The sequence below is a fragment of the Knoellia tibetensis genome (assembly GCF_048606415.1).
GTDB classification, from domain to species: domain Bacteria; phylum Actinomycetota; class Actinomycetes; order Actinomycetales; family Dermatophilaceae; genus Knoellia; species Knoellia tibetensis.
Map to the genome: position 1 here is coordinate 181,472 of NZ_JBMBWF010000002.1, position 14,909 is coordinate 196,380.

A 14,909-nucleotide genomic window follows, 5' to 3' on the forward strand; every position below is an offset into this window, starting at 1 on the left:
AATGGGTCGATGGTGGAGTACGAGTACCGGGTCCTCGTCTTCGGCCGCGGCACCAGGCGCGCCGACATCCGTCGCGCCCTCACCGAGCAGGCCGAGTACGGCCACTGGGAGCTGCACCGGACCCGCATCTACATCGGTGGGACGACGCGAACCTGGTTGCGGCGCAAGATCATCCGGGTGCCGCGAGCCTCCTGAGCGTCGCGCGCGGGGCCCCCGGCGCCGTCAGCAGGTCTCGATGAGCCGCTGGAGCACCCGCGTGCCGAAGCGCAGCGACTCGGTGGGGACGCGCTCGTCGATGCCGTGGAACATCGGCGCGAAGTCGAGATCGGCGGGCAGCCGCAGCGGCGCGAAGCCGTAGCCGGTGATCCCGAGGAGCGACAGGGCCTTGTTGTCGGTGCCGCCGGAGAGGCAGTAGGGCAGCACCTCTGCCTCGGGGTCCTCGGCGCGCAGGGCCTCGACCATGGCGTCGACGAGGGCGCCCTCGAAGGGGGCGTCGAGCGCGATGTCGCGGTGGAGCACCTCGACCTCGACGTGCTCGCCGACGAGCTCCTCGATGGTGCGCATGAGGTCGTCCTCGTGGCCGGGGAGGAAGCGGCAGTCGACGTTGGCGTGGGCGTGCTGCGGGATGACGTTGTGCTTGTAGCCGGCGTCGAGCATCGTCACGTTGCTCGTGTCCTGCAGCGTGCCGCGCACGAAGCCCTGCGCGCCGCCGAGGTGGTCGAGCAGCTCGTCGATGTCCTCGTCCGAATAGGCGACGCCGGTGATCTCGCTCAGCCGGTCGAGCAGGGTGCGGACCGAGGGGATGAACTCGCGCGGCCACTTGTGCGCCGCGAGCCGGCTCAGGGCTTCGGCGAGGCGGGCGATGGGGTTCTCGTCGTTGGGGACCGACCCGTGGCCCGCACGGCCGTGCGCGGTGAGCCGGATCCAGGCGATGCCCTTCTCGGCCGTCTGGAGCAGGTAGGCGCGCTTCTCACCGCCGTCGGCGGTCGGCACGGTGACGCTGTAGCCGCCGACCTCGCTGATCGCCTCGGTGACGCCCTCGAAGAGGTCCGGCCGGTGCTCGACGAGGTGGTGCGAGCCGTGCACTCCCCCGGCCTCCTCGTCGGCGAAGAAGGCGACGACGAGGTCGCGTGGCGGCACGATGCCCTCACGCGCGAGATGCCGGACGCACGCGAGGATCATCGCGTCCATGTCCTTCATGTCGACGGCGCCCCGGCCCCAGATGCAGCCGTCCTTCTCGACGGCCGCGAAGGGGTCGACCGACCAGTCGTCGGCGTTGGCGGGGACGACGTCGAGGTGACCGTGGATGCAGAGCGCGCCACGGCTCCGGTCGGCACCCGGGATCCGCACGACGACCGAGGTGCGGCCCGGCTGGGACTCGACGATCTCGGGCTCGAGGCCGACCTCGCGCAGGAGGCGGTCGACGTGCTCGGCGGCCTCCCTCTCCCCCGGTCCGGAGCCGTCTCCATAGTTCGACGTGTCGATGCGGATGAGGTCGCGGCAGATGCCGACGACCTCGTCCTCGGGGCGGCTCTTCGTCGTCTCCGTCATGGCTTCCAGACTAGGCCGAGGGGTCGATTTCGCTCGGACCGGTATGCCGTGTAAAGTTCCCGCTCGTTGCAGGCACCGCCCCACGGGGCTTGCAGACACCCCGTCCGGGTGGCGGAATTGGCAGACGCGCTAGCTTGAGGTGCTAGTCCTCGTATAGAGGGTGGGGGTTCAAGTCCCCCCTCGGACACCACGGTCGCCCCGAGTTCCTGCAGGTCAGGAGCTCGGGGCGTTTCTCGTTCCGCGCCGCGTGCCGGTCAGGCACACCGCTCGGCCCGATCGCTCAGGGTTGGTACGCGTCCGCCGCCTGGCGCAGCGTGTCGAACGGCTCGGCGAGCGTCGCGGCGCCCGGCTGGGTGAGCTTGCCGTCCTCCGCCGCCTGGCTCAGCTCCTTCTCGATGTCGTCGACGAGCGACTGGACCGCCTGCACGTCCTCGTCGCGCACCTTGGCGTTGATGTCGCGCAGCTTGTCCTGGATGGTCCCGGCGACGTCCGCCTCGATGTCGCCGCTCTGCCGGGCGTCGCGCAGGCTCGACTGGAAGTCGGAGACGGCGTCGGTCACGGCCTTGCCCGTGTCGGCCGGCGTCGGCGTCTCCGACGGCGTCGGAGACGGAGTCGGCGTGGGAGTCGTGGTGATCGTCACCGTCGGGTTGGGCGTCTGCGTCTCCGGTGTCGGCGTCGGAGTCTCCGACGGCGCCTCGGAGGTCTGGGAGACGGTCGGGGTGGTGGACGGCGACTGGGTGCCCTCGCCGTCGCGGCCCTGCAGGACGTACCAGAGGCCGGCGGCGGCCAGCGCGAGGGCGAGCAGGAGGAGCCAGATCCACGCCCGCGACTCGCGTCGCTCGGGCTCGAGGTCCCTCCTGTATGCCGGCTCGGCCCACCTCTCGTCGATGGGCTCGGGCCCGGGTGCGACGGCCGTCGGGGCCATGCTGCCCGCGGCCGCGGGGAGCACCTCGGTCAGCGCGGGCGCGCGGTGAGCCCGCAGCAGCTCGGCCACCTGGCGGCCCGACTGGGGACGGTTCGCGGGGTCCTTGGCGAGCAGGGCCGCGACGAGGCCGGCGAGGTCGGAGGGTGCGTCGGGGCGCAGGTCGCGCACGTCCGGCGGCACCTCGTGGGCGTGCTTCATGAGGATGGCGACAGGCGTCGGAGCCGAGAACGGCGGCTTGCCGGTGAGCAAGGTCGTGAGGACGCAGCCGAGGGCGTAGAGGTCTGCCCGGGCATCGACGCGCTGACCGGTGGCCTGCTCGGGCGCAAGGTACTCGGCGGTGCCGACGATCGTGTCGGTCATCGTCAGCTGGTGGCCGTGACCGAGCGCCTCGTCGACGAGCTGGGTGATGCCGAAGTCGAGCACCTTGGCGGTGCCGTCGGCGGCATAGGCGATGTTGCCCGGCTTGATGTCACGGTGGACGATCCCGGCGTCGTGGGCGGCCTGGAGTGCACTCGCGACCTCCTCGCCGATGATCCGCACCTCCTCGACCGGGAAGGGTCCCGAGTCGCGCACCTGCTCGGCGAGCGTGGGTCCCGGGAGGAGCTCCATGACGAGGTATGCCGTGTTGTCCTCGACCCCGGTGTCGTAGACCGTGACGATGTGCGGGTGGTTGAGCGCTGCCGTGGCGCGGGCCTCGCGACGGAACCGCTCCCCCGCGTTGTCGCTGTCGGGACCGGTGAGGTCGAGGGTCTTGACCGCGACCTCGCGCCCGAGCATCTCGTCCTGGGCACGCCAGACGACGGCCATGCCACCTCTTCCCAAAGGGGCTCCGAGTCGATAACGGCCGCCGAGCAGCCGTCCCTGCGTCTGGCTCATCCTTCTCCTCGCGTGGGGGCTTCGTCGACACTAGTCCCTCCCATAGGCTGAGTCCGTGCTGCCCCACATCACCGCGACGCGGTTCGTCACCCCGCTGCGCGAGGGCGGGTCCCTCCCCGGCATCGTCGAGGGCTCCGACGACGGCACCTACGTCGTGAAGTTCCGCGGCGCCGGTCAGGGACTCAAGGTCCTCGTCGCCGAGGTCGTCGTCGGCGAGCTCGCGCGGCGCCTCGGCATCCGGGTGCCCGAGATGGCCGTCATCGACATGCCGACGGCGATCGCGCGCTACGAGGCCGACGAGGAGGTCCAGGACCTCCTCAACGCGAGCCCCGGCACCAACCTCGCGGTCGACTTCCTGCCCGGCTCCTTCGGCTACGACGGCTCCCGGCCGCCGACCCCTGAGGAGGCGGCCGACATCGTCTGGCTCGACGCCTTCACCGCCAACGTCGACCGCACGTGGTCCAACCCCAACCTTCTCGTGTGGCACCGGCAGGTGTGGGCGATCGACCACGGCGCCGCGATCTGGTTCCACCACTCGTGGCCCAGCCGCGGCGCCGACGCTGCGCGGTTCGCCGCCCAGCCGTTCGACGCGTCGCAGCACGTGCTCGGTGACGTGGCAGGCGACCTGGGTGCCGCGCATGCGCGGGCTGTCGCGGCCCTGACAACGGAGGCGATCACCGAGGTCGTCGGGCTCGTGCCCGAGGAGTGGCTCGAGACGGCTCCGGGACTCGACGACGCGGAGGCGGTGCGGACGGCATACGTCGACCACCTCACCCGTCGGCTCGAGAACGCCGGCGCCTGGTGGGAGGCGGCGGCATGAGCGGTCATCCCTACCAGTACGTCGTGCTGCGGTGCGTGCCGCGCGTCGACCGCGGTGAGTGCCTCAACGTCGGCGTCGTCCTCTACTCCCAGTCGGCGGGCTTCCTCCGGGCTGCGTGCCACGTGGACGAGGACCGGCTGCGCGCCTTTGCCCCCGATGTCGACGTCGACGCCGTCCGGGCGTCGCTGGCAGTCGTCGACGACGTGTGTGCGGGCACCGGTGGCGGTGGGCGCCCGACCCTGTCGACGCCGGGCAAGCGGTTCGGGTGGCTCAGCGCTCCGCGCAGTACCGTGATCCAGCCGTCGGGCGTGCACGGCGGCACGACCGAGGACCCCGAAGGCGAGCTCCAGGCCCTCCTCGACCGCCTCGTCCGCTGAGGGGCATCTCCTTCAGCCGCTCGAGGCCTCCATCAGCGCCTCGATGCGGGCGAGCTGGTCCTTGCTCACCCATGACGGGTTCGACATCGCCGGCGTGACCTGCACCTCGAGGTCGGTGACACCCGCCTCCACCAGCTCGCTCGCGGCGAGCTCCTCCCCTCTGGTGAGGAGCCGGACGTCGAGCGGGATCGTGACCGGGCCGGGGGTCCCGCCGTCGCCGTGACCCTCGGCCAAGGTGCCGGTGACCCGGCCGAGGCCCCAGATGCCGCGGCAGACGTGCCGACCGTTGCCCGAGAACCAGAGGAGGGCCGGGTCGCCGGGCCGCATCATCCGGCTGCGGTAGTTGTCCGCGACACACCACTGAGTCACCACGGGCGGGTCGGGCTGGTCCAGCTGCCGCACCAGCTCGGGGTTGGACAGCGGGTTGCACTTGATGAGCCATGCGCCGAGGTTGTCCCGCCTGATGAGGTTCGCCATGGACCCGTCCTAACGGCCCGTCGTGCGGGCGCCGCCGTCGTCGGTCGGGTCCAGCGGCACGTCGAGCGTGACCTTGGTGCGGTCGAGGACCACCTGCGTCTTGAACCGCTTGACGTTGGGGTCGCCGTAGAAGAGCGTGCGAGTGAGCTCGAGGTACTCGGCCATGTCGCGCACGACGAGGACGAGGACGAAGTCGCAGTCCCCCGCGACGTTGTAGCACTGCTGCACCTGCGGGCAGGACACGAACGCCTCACGCACCTGGTCCAGGGGCATCGCCTGCTCGCTCTCGACCTCCACCTGCGCAATGACGGTGAGCGGATGGCCGAGGCGCTCGGGCGCGAGCACCGTCGTGACGCCGGTGATGACGCCGCTGTCCGACAGGCGTCGGAGGCGACGGTTGACGGCGGCCGCCGAGAGCCCGACCCGGGTGCCCAGGGCCGCCTGCGACAGCCGTGAGTCGGCTTGCACCGCCGCGAGCAGACGGCGGTCGATCTCGTCGAGGTCGGCGGTCACGGGACCGATCATTCCTGCCTCGGGGACCGACGCGCAACGTCGTTGCGCCGTGGACCGAGGTTGTCGTCGGTCGTTCCGGATCTCTGGTGACAGATGTGCGCCTGCCGGAGGATGCTCGCCATGGGACAGGACACGAGCAGCATGGTCGAGCTCCACGCATCACCGACGGCCGCCGCGGCAGTTCAGCTGGCGTGCGAGCTGGTGGCGGTGGACAGCGTCAACCCCGGTCTGGTCCCCGGCGCGGCCGGAGAGCAGCGCATCGTCGAGCTGCTGGCCTCACGCCTCACCCGGTCGGGGTTCACCGTCACCGTCGTGCCGGGCGCCGAGGACGGGGGACGCCCCAGCCTCGTCGCCGCGCCTCCCGCGCGCCCCGGTGCAGCCACCGTGGTGCTCAACGGGCACCTCGACACGGTCGGGGTCGCGGGGATGACCGACCCGTTCGTTCCTCGGGTCGAGGGCGACCGGCTCCTCGGACGCGGCGCAGCGGACGTGAAAGGTGGAGTCGCGGCGTTGGTCGTGGCGGCCGAGCAGCTCGTGGCGACCGGGACGCCGGTGCGGCCGGTGCTCGCCCTCGTCGCGGACGAGGAGGACGCCAGCATCGGCAGCGAGTCCGTCATCGCGACCCTGCCGGACCTCGGCATCCAGCCGGATGTCTGCCTCATCGCAGAACCGACCGACCTCGTCGTCACCCGATCCCTGCGCGGCTTCGCGGTCGTTCGTGTCCGCTTCCCCGGGCAAGCGGCCCACAGCTCCCAGGCCGAGCTCGGGGTCAACGCGGTGACACACCTGGGTCGCTTCCTCCACGCTCTCGACGAGCAGGCTCCCGCCGTGCGCGCCCAGGGGGGCGACCTCATGGCGACCGTGGTCACGGGCGGCTCGTCCGCGTTCGTGGTCCCCGACAGCGCCGAATGCCTCGTGGAGATGCGGCTGACCCCCGAGCAGCCCTGCGCGCAGGCCCTCGACGTCGTCACGGCCCTGCTCGACCCTCGGTGGCGGGCCACCGCTGAGCTCGTGGCCGGTCGCGAGGGGTGGCGGCTCGACGAGCAGGGCGTCGCGGCGGAGCTCGGTCGCGCCCTCGGCGACGCGCTGGACACCGGCGCCGTCTTCGACGCCCCCTACTGGATGGAGGCGCCGCTGTGGCAGGAGCTCTGTCCCACCGTCGTCTGCGGTCCGAGCGGCGGTGGCCTGCACGCCGCCGACGAGTGGCTCGACCTCTCCCAGCTGCGCGCGTTCGCCGACTCGCTGGTGACGGTGCTCGAGGGCTCGCAGTTCGTGGACATCCCAGCAGCCGGGACCACAGACAGGAGCTCGACGTGACCAGCACGAACCCGTACCGCCCCGGCCGCGACCACACGTCGCGGACGTACCCGGTGATCCCTCCGATCTACCAGACGACGACGTTCGAGCTCGACGACACGTCGTACGCGGACATCCAGGGAACCGGTGGTCTCCGCGAGACGTGGTACTCCCGCTTCAACAACCCCACGGTGGACGCGGCGGCTGCCGAGGTCGCCCGGCTGCACGGCGCGTCGCGCTCGATCATGACGGCGAGCGGCATGGCAGCCATCGCCACCACGCTGCTCACGCTGCTCCGGAGCGGCGACACCGTGGTGGCGTCGAAACAGGTCTACGGCGACACCGACGACCTGCTGCAGCGTGACCTGCCCGCCCTCGGGATCACCGTCGTCAGGGTCGACGCGTTCGACACCGCCGCGTGGGAACGAGCGGCGCGGGCCCACGGTCCCGCCGTGCTCTACGGCGAGACCCTGTCGAACCCCCAGCTGCGGCTGTTGGACGTCCCTGCCGTGGCCGCCGTCGCCCGCAGCGTCGGGGCACGCCTCGTCGTCGACAACACGTTTGCCACACCGTTCTGCACGCGTCCCATCGAGCTCGGCGCCGACATCGTCGTGGAGTCGGCCACCAAGTTCCTGGCGGGTCACTCGGACGTCGTGGCGGGAGCGGTCACGACGGACGACGAGGAGCTCGCCGCGGAGGTGCAGCGTCGGCTCATCACCTTCGGCGGCTGCATGGACCCCCACGCCGCCTTCCTCGTCTGGCGAGGCATGCGGACCTTCGGGGTCAGGCTGGCAGAGGCATGCAGCGCGGCCGAGATCGTCGCCACGAAGATGGCGGACGAACCGGGCATCGACCACGTCCGTCACCCGAGCCGGCTCGACCACCCCGACGCGGGAGCAGTCGTCGACGCCGTCATGCCGCACGCCAAGGGCGCGATGCTCAGCCTCGTCCTCGCCGGAGGCGACGAGCGCGTCCTCGCGGTGCTGCGCCGGCTCCGGGTGGGGGTCGAGGCGACGAGCCTGGGCGGGGTGGAGACCCTGGCCAGCGTCCCCTTCAACTCGTCCCACTTCAACATGACGCCAGAGCAGCGCCTCGACGCCGGCATCCCCCCGGGCATGCTGCGCCTGTCCATCGGGCTCGAGGGGGCCGATGCGCTCGTCGACGACCTGCGCCAGGCGATCGCCGCGACGGCCCACGACTCATGAGGCGGTCGGCTTGGCCGGCGTCAGTGAGCGCGTAGCGCCCAGGCGGCGACGGCTCCGGCGGCCGCGACGTTGAGCGAGTCCACTCCCCCGGCCATCGGGATGGTGACGACGACGTCCGCCCCCTCGACGGTCCGGCGGCCCAGCCCGTCGCCCTCGGTGCCGAGGACGAGGGCGAGCCGCTCGGGCGGGTCGGCTGCGAGCTCGTCGAGCCCGACCGCGTCGTCCGACAGCGCCAGCGCTGCGACCGTGAAACCGCTGTCCCGCAAGGTGTCCATGCCGGCCGGCCACGGGTCGATCCGCGTCCACGGCACCTGGAAGACCGTGCCCATCGAGACCCTGATCGCGCGCCGGTAGAGCGGGTCGGCGCACCGCGGGGTGACCAGCACGGCGTCCATCCCGAGCGCGGCGGCGCTGCGGAACACCGCACCGACGTTCGTGTGGTCGACGACGTCCTCGATGACGAGAACCCGTCGTGCGTCCGCGACGACCTCGGCCACCGACCGGAGCTCCGGCCTCTGCATCGACGCCAGCGCGCCGCGGTGCAGGTGGAACCCGGTGAACCCCTCGATCACCTCGTGGTCGGCGACGAGGACGGGTATGCCGTCCGCCTCCGCCTGCGAGACGAGGTCGCCGAGGTCGGTGAGCCACCTCTCCGCCATGAGGAACGAGCGGGGGCGGTGACCGGCCGCCAGCGCGCGGCGGATGACCTTCTCGGACTCGGCGATGTAGAGCCCGCGCTCGGGCTCGCTGCGTCTCCGCAGGGCGACGTCGGTGAGCCCGACGTAGTCATGGACGCGAGGGTCGTCGGGGTCGGTGATCCGGGTCGGCACCCTGAGAGGCTAGAAGACGAGGGCGCGGACGACGAGGCTGACTCCCGCGACGACGCAGAACGTCAGGACCGACCGGCGCAGGCGCTCGCCGTCGAGACGGTGCCGCAGAGGTGAGGCGACGGCATACCCGGCTCCGATGAAGGGGAGCCAGACGAGACCGGCGACGAGCTGCTCACGGGTGAACTCTCCGGCGAGCCCGAGCGAGCCGATCGCCATGACGGCTCCCAGGAGGAAGAAGACCGCGAGCGTCGAGCGGATGCGCTCGGGACGCTCGTGCTGGAGGACGAGCGCGAGGAAGGGCCCACCGATGCTCGTCGCGGTGCCGGACACCCCGGCGATGGCACCGGCCGCGACCGCGTTGCGCGCGTTCATCCGGACCTCGATCGTCGTGAGCGAGGTCGCGACGGTGACGAGGATGAGGACCGCGACAGCCACCGAGATGACCCGGGTCGAGAGCAGGGCCACCGCCGCGACGCCGAGAGGTGTCGTCACGAGCCGGGCCAGCAGGGCCCAGCCGAGCTCGCGCCAGGCGGTGTCGAGCGGGGCGAGGGCGAGCTGGACGACCGGCAGCGTGAAGCTCGTGACGAGGACCGCTCCCGGCATGAGGTCGGGCGCGGCGACGACGACGAAGGGGACGGCCACGACCGCCATGCCGAAGCCGATCATCGACTGGACGAGCGCGCCGACGAAGAGGGCCAGGCCGAGACCCAGCACGACCCACCACGAGATCACGGAGCGAGGACCATGCGGGCGATCGCGACGATGCCGATGACGATGATGACCGCACGCAGGACGTTCGGCGGCAGGCGCCGTCCGACCCGGCTGCCGATGACGCCGCCGACGAGCGACCCGACGGCGATGAGGCCGGCCACGCGCCAGTCGACCTGGTCGGGGGCGACGATGACGAAGGTCAGGGCCGCGACCGCGTTGACGATCGTCGAGAGGACGTTCTTGATGGCGTTGAGGCTCTGGAGCGACTCGCTCGTGAGCGTCGTGAGGACGCCCATGAGGATGACGCCCTGGGCGGCCCCGAAGTAGCCGCCGTAGACCGCGGTCGCGAGGACGAGGGACGACAGGACGAGAGCCCGTCGGCGCGAGTGGTCGCCGAGTGCGGTCGAGGTCTCCTCGCCGCGTCGGGCCGCGCTCCACGCGGTGAGGCGCGGCCCGAGGGCGACGAGGAGCACCCCGAGACCGATGAGGACCGGGACGATCGCCTTGAAGGCCGCCGGGTCGAGGACGAGCAGGAGCAGCGCTCCGGTGACCCCGCCCACGAGGGACATCGGCATCCACCGAAGGAGCGTCGACCGCATGCCGCCGAGCTCGTGCCGGTAGCCCCACGAACCCGTGAGGCCACCGGCGACGAGCCCGACGGTGTTGGAGACGTTGGCTGTCACCGGCGCGAAGCCGAAGAACAGAAGGGTCGGGAAGGTCACGAGCGTGCCCGACCCCACGACCGTGTTGATCGTGCCGGCGGCGACGCCGGCGAGGAGGATGAGCGCGGCCTCGGCGAGGCCCACCTCAGCTCTCGCGCGGCGGCGTGGTGTCCGCCGGCTGGGCCGGCTGAGCCGGCGGAGCAGGCTGCTCCGCCGGGGTGCGCGGGGGCACGGCATCGGCGGGCGGCGTCAGCGGCGGCTGCTGGCGGGCCGGTGGCGTCGCGTGGTCCTTGGCCTCGCGCTGGGCCTCGCCGGCCTGGTCGCGGGCCTCGGCGAGGGCCTGGGCCGGGTCGACGAGCATGGTCTCGTCGAAAGGGGTGGACAGGTCCTCGGACGGCTCCCACTCGTCGGAGTCGCCGTCGTCGAAGCCGCCGCCACCCTCGCCGCGGCCGAGTGCGCCGCCGATGCCCTTGAGGGCGTCGGTGAGCTCGCTCGGGATGATCCACATCTTGTTGGAGTCACCGCGGGCGATCTGGGGCAGGACCTGGAGGTACTGGTAGGCGAGGAGCTTCTGGGTGGGCTTGCCGCGGTGGATGGCGTCGAAGACCTGCTGGATGGCGCGGGCCTGGCCCTGCGCCTCGAGGACCCGGGCCTGGGCCGAACCCTCCGCGCGCAGGATCTGGCTCTGCTTCTCACCCTCGGCGGTGAGGATGTTGGACTGCTTGACGCCCTCGGCGTTGAGGATCTGGGCGCGACGCTCGCGCTCGGCCTTCATCTGCTTCTCCATCGACTCCTGGATCGACATCGGCGGGTCGATGGCCTTCAGCTCGACGCGGTTGACGCGGATGCCCCACTTGCCGGTCGCCTCGTCGAGGACGCCACGGAGCTGGGCGTTGATCTGGTCACGGCTGGTCAGGGTCTGCTCGAGGTCGAGCGAGCCGATGACGTTGCGCAGGGTCGTGACGGTGAGCTGCTCGATGCCCTGGATGAAGTTGGCGATCTCGTAGACCGCGGACTTGGCGTCGATGACGGAGTAGTAGATGACGGTGTCGATGTTGACGACGAGGTTGTCGCTCGTGATGACCGGCTGCGGCGGGAAGGAGACGACCTGCTCGCGCAGGTCGATGTTGGCGCGCACCTTGTCGACGAAGGGCACGAGGAAGTGGATCCCGCCCTCGAGGGTGCTGTGGTAGCGACCGAGCCGCTCGATGATGAGGGCGGTCTGCTGGGGCACGATCCGCACCGTGCGCATGAGCACGATGACGGCGAAGAGCAGCAGCAGCCCGAGGATGACGAGCTCGATCATGGGTTCTCCCTGCGATCAGTGACGGTCTGGTCAGTGACGGTCGGCGGCGACGATGGCCGTCGCGCCGTGGATGGCGATGACTCTGACGTCGTCGCCCGGCCGGAGGGCCTGCGAGCCCTCGGCGACCCGGGCGGACCACGTCTCCCCCGCGAGCTTGATCCGCCCGTCGGTGTCGGTGACGGTCTGGAGGACGCGTGCCTCGCGACCGACGAGGCCCGAGGCCCCGATGTGGTGGTCGTGCTCACCGTCGGTGAACTTGCGCTTGACGATGGGTCGCACGACGAAGAGCAGCAGCCCTGCGACGAGGATGGCGACGATCACCTGGACGGCGACGTTGCCGCCGAGCGCTGCGGCCAGCGCCCCGGCGAGGGCTCCCCCGGCGAACATGACGAAGACGAAGTCCACGGTCGCGGCCTCGATCGCCGCAAGGATGAGGGCCACGCCCACCCAGGCGACCCACGGGTTCTCGGTCAGCCACTCCATGACTCTCCCCTTCCGTCACCGTCGTCGTCGACGGGTTGTCCTGACAACGATCCCATGCCCCGATCCGTGCCCGTCAGTCGGACCAGGCGACGAACCGGGCCCCCCGCTGCTCGAGTCGCAGTGGCATGCCGAACGTGCGACTGAGGTTCTCGGACGTCAGGGTGATCTCGATCGGCCCCTGCGCGACGACCTTGCCGTCCCGCAGCAGCAGGACGTCGGTGAAGTTGGGCGGGATCTCCTCGACGTGATGCGTCACGAGGACGAGGGCCGGCGCCATGACGTCGCCCGCCACCTCGCCGAGCCGCGCGACGAGGTCCTCGCGGCCGCCGAGGTCGAGGCCCGCCGCCGGCTCGTCGAGGAGCATGAGCTCGGGGTCGGTCATGAGCGCCCGGGCGATCTGGACGCGCTTGCGCTCGCCCTCGGAGAGGGTGCCGAAGGTGCGGTCGACGAGGTGGTCGGCACCCAGCGCCTGGAGGAGCTCGGACGCACGCGCGTGGTCGAGCGAGTCGTAGCTCTCGCGCCAGCGACCGACGACGCCGTAGGACGCGGTGACGACGACGTCACCCACGCGCTCTCCCCCGGGGATCCGCTCGGCGAGCGAGGCCGAGGCCAGGCCGATGCGCGGCCGCAGCTCGAAGACGTCCACGGCGCCGAGGACCTCGCCGAGGATGCCGACGACGCCGCGCGTCGGGTGCATCCGGGCCGACGCGAGCTGCAGGAGCGTGGTCTTGCCCGCGCCGTTGGGCCCGAGGACCACCCAGCGCTGCCCCTCCTCGACCTCCCAGTCGACGTCGTCGAGGAGCGTCGTCTCGCCGCGGACGACGCCCACCCCCGCCAGCGCCAGCACATCGCTCATGACGGGAACCCTAGTTGAACCAGGGCTGCCTACGATGACGGCATGCCCGAGCTGCCCGCCTCCGTCCGGATCGCCCTGTGGGTCACCTCGACGTGGCGCAATGGCGGCACGCTCGAGTCGGCGATGGAGTCAGCGCTCCCCGACGTCGACGCGGTCGGCGACGGCATCCGCACGCTCGAGCTCTGGCGTGACCTCGGTGAGCGGACCGTGCTCGTCGCCCTCCCGTCGAGCGGCGACCCGGCGAGCCTGCCCCGGTGCGGCGCCGACGCGCTCGACGCCGCCGTGGAAGCGGAGGAGTGCCTCATCGCTCCGGGGCTCGGCGCGCTCCTCATCCCGAGGTGGTCGACCTTCGGCGCGCCCGGCGCCACCGGGCAAGACGCGGGCACGCGACTGGACTGGACGGCATACGACTGCGAGCCGGTCCCGACCCACCGGGTCGAGGCGCTCGACCCACGGGAGACGACGCGCACCCTCACGGCGAAGGTCCTCGAGGTCACCGAGCAGCTCGACGCCCTCGGCGGGCAGCCCTTCGACGCGGCCTCAGCGCGCGAGGCGATGCCACGCCCGGGCCAGTGGGCGCTGCCCGACGACCTGCCGGGTCAGGCTCTGCGTGCGGTGACCTTCGCGGCCGCGGTCAGCACCGCCGCGGCGGCCGGCATCGACGGACCGCAGGACGGCCCTGACGGCTGGACCCAGCAGCGACGGCTCGACCTGCTCCGCGACCTGCGGCGTGTGGCCGAGCGCGCCCTCGCGGACGCGACCAACGCCGGGGTCGCGGCCGTGGCTCACCCCAGGACGTCGCGGTAGACCGCGAGCGTCTCGTCACCGATCCGGGCCCAGGAGAACGACTCCACCGCCCGACGGCGCCCGGCCTCGCCGAAGCGGGCGGCCCGCTCGGGGTCCGAGACGGCCTCGTTGAGCGCCGCGGCGAGGTCTGCCGCGAACCTGTCGGGGTCGACCGGCGTGCCCGACCCGTCCTGGACCTGCTCGATCGGCACGAGCCAGCCGGTCTCGCCGTCGACGACGACCTCGGGGATGCCGCCGGTCGCCGTCGCGACGACGGGGAGGTCGCAGGCCATGGCCTCGAGGTTGACGATGCCGAGCGGCTCGTAGACCGACGGGCAGACGAAGACCGTCGCAGCCGACAGCATCGCGATGACCTCCGCCCGGGGCAGCATCTCGGGCACCCACACGACGCCGTCGCGGGTCTCACGCAGCCCGGCGATGAGCTCCTCGACCTCGGCCTTGATCTCGGGCGTGTCCGGCGCACCGGCGAGGAGGACGAGCTGGACCTCGGGCGGCAGCTCCGACGCGGCGCGCAGGAGGTAGGGCAGGCCCTTCTGGCGGGTGATGCGGCCGACGAAGACGACGCTCGGCCGGTCGGGGTCGACACCGTGGCGGCGCACGACGTCGGCGTCCTCGGCGCGCTTCCAGAGCTCGCTGTCGATGCCGTTGTGGACGACCCGCACCTTGGCGGGGTCGATGTCGGGATAGCTGCGCAGGACGTCCTTGCGCATGCCATCGCTCACCGCGATGACCGCGGCCGCCCCCTCGTATGCCGTCCGCTCGATCCACGAGGACAGGCGGTAGCCGCCGCCGAGCTGCTCGGCCTTCCACGGTCGCATGGGCTCGAGGCTGTGCGCGCTGACGACGTGCGGGACACCCTCGAGGAGCGAGGCGGTGTGCCCGGCGAAGTTCGCGTACCAGGTGTGCGAGTGGACGAGGTTGGCCCCGGCGCAGTCGGCCGCGATCGCGAGGTCGACGCCCATCGTCACGAGGGCCGGGTTGGCGCCGGACAGCGCGTCGAGGTCGGGGTATCCAGTGGTGCCCTCCTCGTCGCGCGGCGGGCCGAACGCGCGGACCCGGACGTCGATGTCTCCGCGCTCTCGAAGGGCCCGGGTCAGCTCGGCGACATGCACCCCCGCCCCGCCGTAGATCGTCGGGGGGTACTCCTTGCTGAGGATGTCGACGCGCACGACTCGACCCTAGCGCCGCCCGGGACCCCTGCGGCGCCCATCACA

Annotated in this window: 17 protein-coding genes and 1 tRNA gene; 7 read left to right on the plus strand and 11 right to left on the minus strand. The window is 71.8% G+C overall.

The genetic code is table 11. From position 1 onward, the window contains the following. Positions 1 to 9: 9 nt before the first annotated feature. The gene (locus tag ACOJV7_RS12695; protein WP_420190571.1) at positions 10 to 195 is read left to right on the plus strand and encodes a DUF5703 family protein; all 186 of its coding nucleotides are present in this window, start codon (positions 10 to 12) and stop codon (positions 193 to 195) included. Positions 196 to 222: 27 nt separating this feature from the next. Here the strand turns inward: ACOJV7_RS12695 and ACOJV7_RS12700 are convergent, their stop codons facing one another. Next, entirely contained in the window at positions 223 to 1,551 is a 1,329-nt protein-coding gene (locus ACOJV7_RS12700; protein WP_420190572.1) for a M20/M25/M40 family metallo-hydrolase, read from the minus strand. A gap of 102 nt (positions 1,552 to 1,653) precedes the next feature. Here ACOJV7_RS12700 and ACOJV7_RS12705 point away from each other — a divergent pair. Continuing rightward, positions 1,654 to 1,741, plus strand: a tRNA-Leu gene (locus tag ACOJV7_RS12705). Between the two features lie 90 nt (positions 1,742 to 1,831). Here the strand turns inward: ACOJV7_RS12705 and ACOJV7_RS12710 are convergent. Next, positions 1,832 to 3,352 carry a protein kinase domain-containing protein gene (locus tag ACOJV7_RS12710; RefSeq protein WP_420190573.1) on the minus strand — a complete coding sequence of 507 codons (1,521 nt, stop codon included), beginning with the start codon at positions 3,350 to 3,352 and terminating at the stop codon, positions 1,832 to 1,834. Between the two features lie 55 nt (positions 3,353 to 3,407). On the opposite strand from ACOJV7_RS12710, the gene ACOJV7_RS12715 reads away from it, so the two are divergent. Both ACOJV7_RS12715 and ACOJV7_RS12720 read left to right on the plus strand, forming a co-directional pair. Beyond that, a complete protein-coding gene (locus tag ACOJV7_RS12715) occupies positions 3,408 to 4,172 on the plus strand; it encodes a HipA family kinase (RefSeq protein WP_420190574.1) in 765 nt (254 codons plus the stop codon). Continuing rightward, positions 4,169 to 4,549 (plus strand): DUF3037 domain-containing protein, encoded by a 381-nt coding sequence (locus ACOJV7_RS12720; RefSeq protein ID WP_420190575.1) that lies wholly within the window; start codon positions 4,169 to 4,171, stop codon positions 4,547 to 4,549. Before ACOJV7_RS12715 ends, ACOJV7_RS12720 begins: the two co-directional genes overlap by 4 nt. A gap of 12 nt (positions 4,550 to 4,561) precedes the next feature. On the opposite strand, the gene ACOJV7_RS12725 is transcribed toward ACOJV7_RS12720, so the two are convergent. Both ACOJV7_RS12725 and ACOJV7_RS12730 read right to left on the minus strand, forming a co-directional pair. Next, a complete protein-coding gene (locus ACOJV7_RS12725; RefSeq protein WP_420190576.1) occupies positions 4,562 to 5,026 on the minus strand; it encodes an EVE domain-containing protein in 465 nt (154 codons plus the stop codon). A 9-nt stretch (positions 5,027 to 5,035) separates the two neighbouring features. Next, the gene (locus tag ACOJV7_RS12730) at positions 5,036 to 5,539 is read right to left on the minus strand and encodes an Lrp/AsnC family transcriptional regulator (protein WP_420190577.1); all 504 of its coding nucleotides are present in this window, start codon (positions 5,537 to 5,539) and stop codon (positions 5,036 to 5,038) included. Between the two features lie 120 nt (positions 5,540 to 5,659). Between ACOJV7_RS12730 and ACOJV7_RS12735 the strand changes: the two genes are divergently transcribed. Continuing rightward, on the plus strand, positions 5,660 to 6,856 hold the full coding sequence (locus tag ACOJV7_RS12735) for a M20 family metallopeptidase (RefSeq protein ID WP_420190578.1): 1,197 nt from the start codon (positions 5,660 to 5,662) through the stop codon (positions 6,854 to 6,856). Then, a complete protein-coding gene (locus ACOJV7_RS12740) occupies positions 6,853 to 8,040 on the plus strand; it encodes a trans-sulfuration enzyme family protein (RefSeq protein WP_420190579.1) in 1,188 nt (395 codons plus the stop codon). Before ACOJV7_RS12735 ends, ACOJV7_RS12740 begins: the two co-directional genes overlap by 4 nt. A gap of 20 nt (positions 8,041 to 8,060) precedes the next feature. Here the strand turns inward: ACOJV7_RS12740 and ACOJV7_RS12745 are convergent, their stop codons facing one another. The 6 genes from ACOJV7_RS12745 to ACOJV7_RS12770 all read right to left on the minus strand — a co-directional run bounded on the left by ACOJV7_RS12745 (position 8,061) and on the right by ACOJV7_RS12770 (position 12,888). Continuing rightward, positions 8,061 to 8,870, minus strand: coding sequence for a TrmH family RNA methyltransferase (locus tag ACOJV7_RS12745; protein ID WP_420190580.1), 810 nt, complete (start codon positions 8,868 to 8,870; stop codon positions 8,061 to 8,063). A gap of 9 nt (positions 8,871 to 8,879) precedes the next feature. Next, on the minus strand, positions 8,880 to 9,602 hold the full coding sequence (locus ACOJV7_RS12750) for a TSUP family transporter (RefSeq protein WP_420190581.1): 723 nt from the start codon (positions 9,600 to 9,602) through the stop codon (positions 8,880 to 8,882). Beyond that, positions 9,599 to 10,387: a sulfite exporter TauE/SafE family protein gene (locus ACOJV7_RS12755; protein ID WP_420190582.1), complete on the minus strand. Its 789-nt coding sequence runs from the start codon at positions 10,385 to 10,387 to the stop codon at positions 9,599 to 9,601. The genes ACOJV7_RS12750 and ACOJV7_RS12755 overlap by 4 nt, the downstream gene beginning before the upstream one ends. 1 nt (position 10,388) lies before the next feature. Next, positions 10,389 to 11,549, minus strand: a complete 1,161-nt coding sequence (locus ACOJV7_RS12760; protein ID WP_420190583.1) for an SPFH domain-containing protein — start codon at positions 11,547 to 11,549, stop codon at positions 10,389 to 10,391. 30 nt (positions 11,550 to 11,579) lie between these two features. Beyond that, complete coding sequence (locus tag ACOJV7_RS12765) at positions 11,580 to 12,032, minus strand: NfeD family protein (RefSeq protein WP_420190584.1); 453 nt, start codon at positions 12,030 to 12,032, stop codon at positions 11,580 to 11,582. A gap of 73 nt (positions 12,033 to 12,105) precedes the next feature. Then, positions 12,106 to 12,888 carry an ABC transporter ATP-binding protein gene (locus tag ACOJV7_RS12770; RefSeq protein WP_420190586.1) on the minus strand — a complete coding sequence of 261 codons (783 nt, stop codon included), beginning with the start codon at positions 12,886 to 12,888 and terminating at the stop codon, positions 12,106 to 12,108. Positions 12,889 to 12,930: 42 nt separating this feature from the next. On the opposite strand from ACOJV7_RS12770, the gene ACOJV7_RS12775 reads away from it, so the two are divergent. Next, positions 12,931 to 13,695: a hypothetical protein gene (locus ACOJV7_RS12775; RefSeq protein ID WP_420190588.1), complete on the plus strand. Its 765-nt coding sequence runs from the start codon at positions 12,931 to 12,933 to the stop codon at positions 13,693 to 13,695. Here ACOJV7_RS12775 and glgA read toward each other — a convergent pair. Next, complete coding sequence (gene glgA / locus ACOJV7_RS12780; protein ID WP_420190589.1) at positions 13,674 to 14,864, minus strand: glycogen synthase; 1,191 nt, start codon at positions 14,862 to 14,864, stop codon at positions 13,674 to 13,676. The two genes, ACOJV7_RS12775 and glgA, sit on opposite strands and share 22 nt — an antisense overlap. Positions 14,865 to 14,909 lie beyond the last annotated feature (45 nt).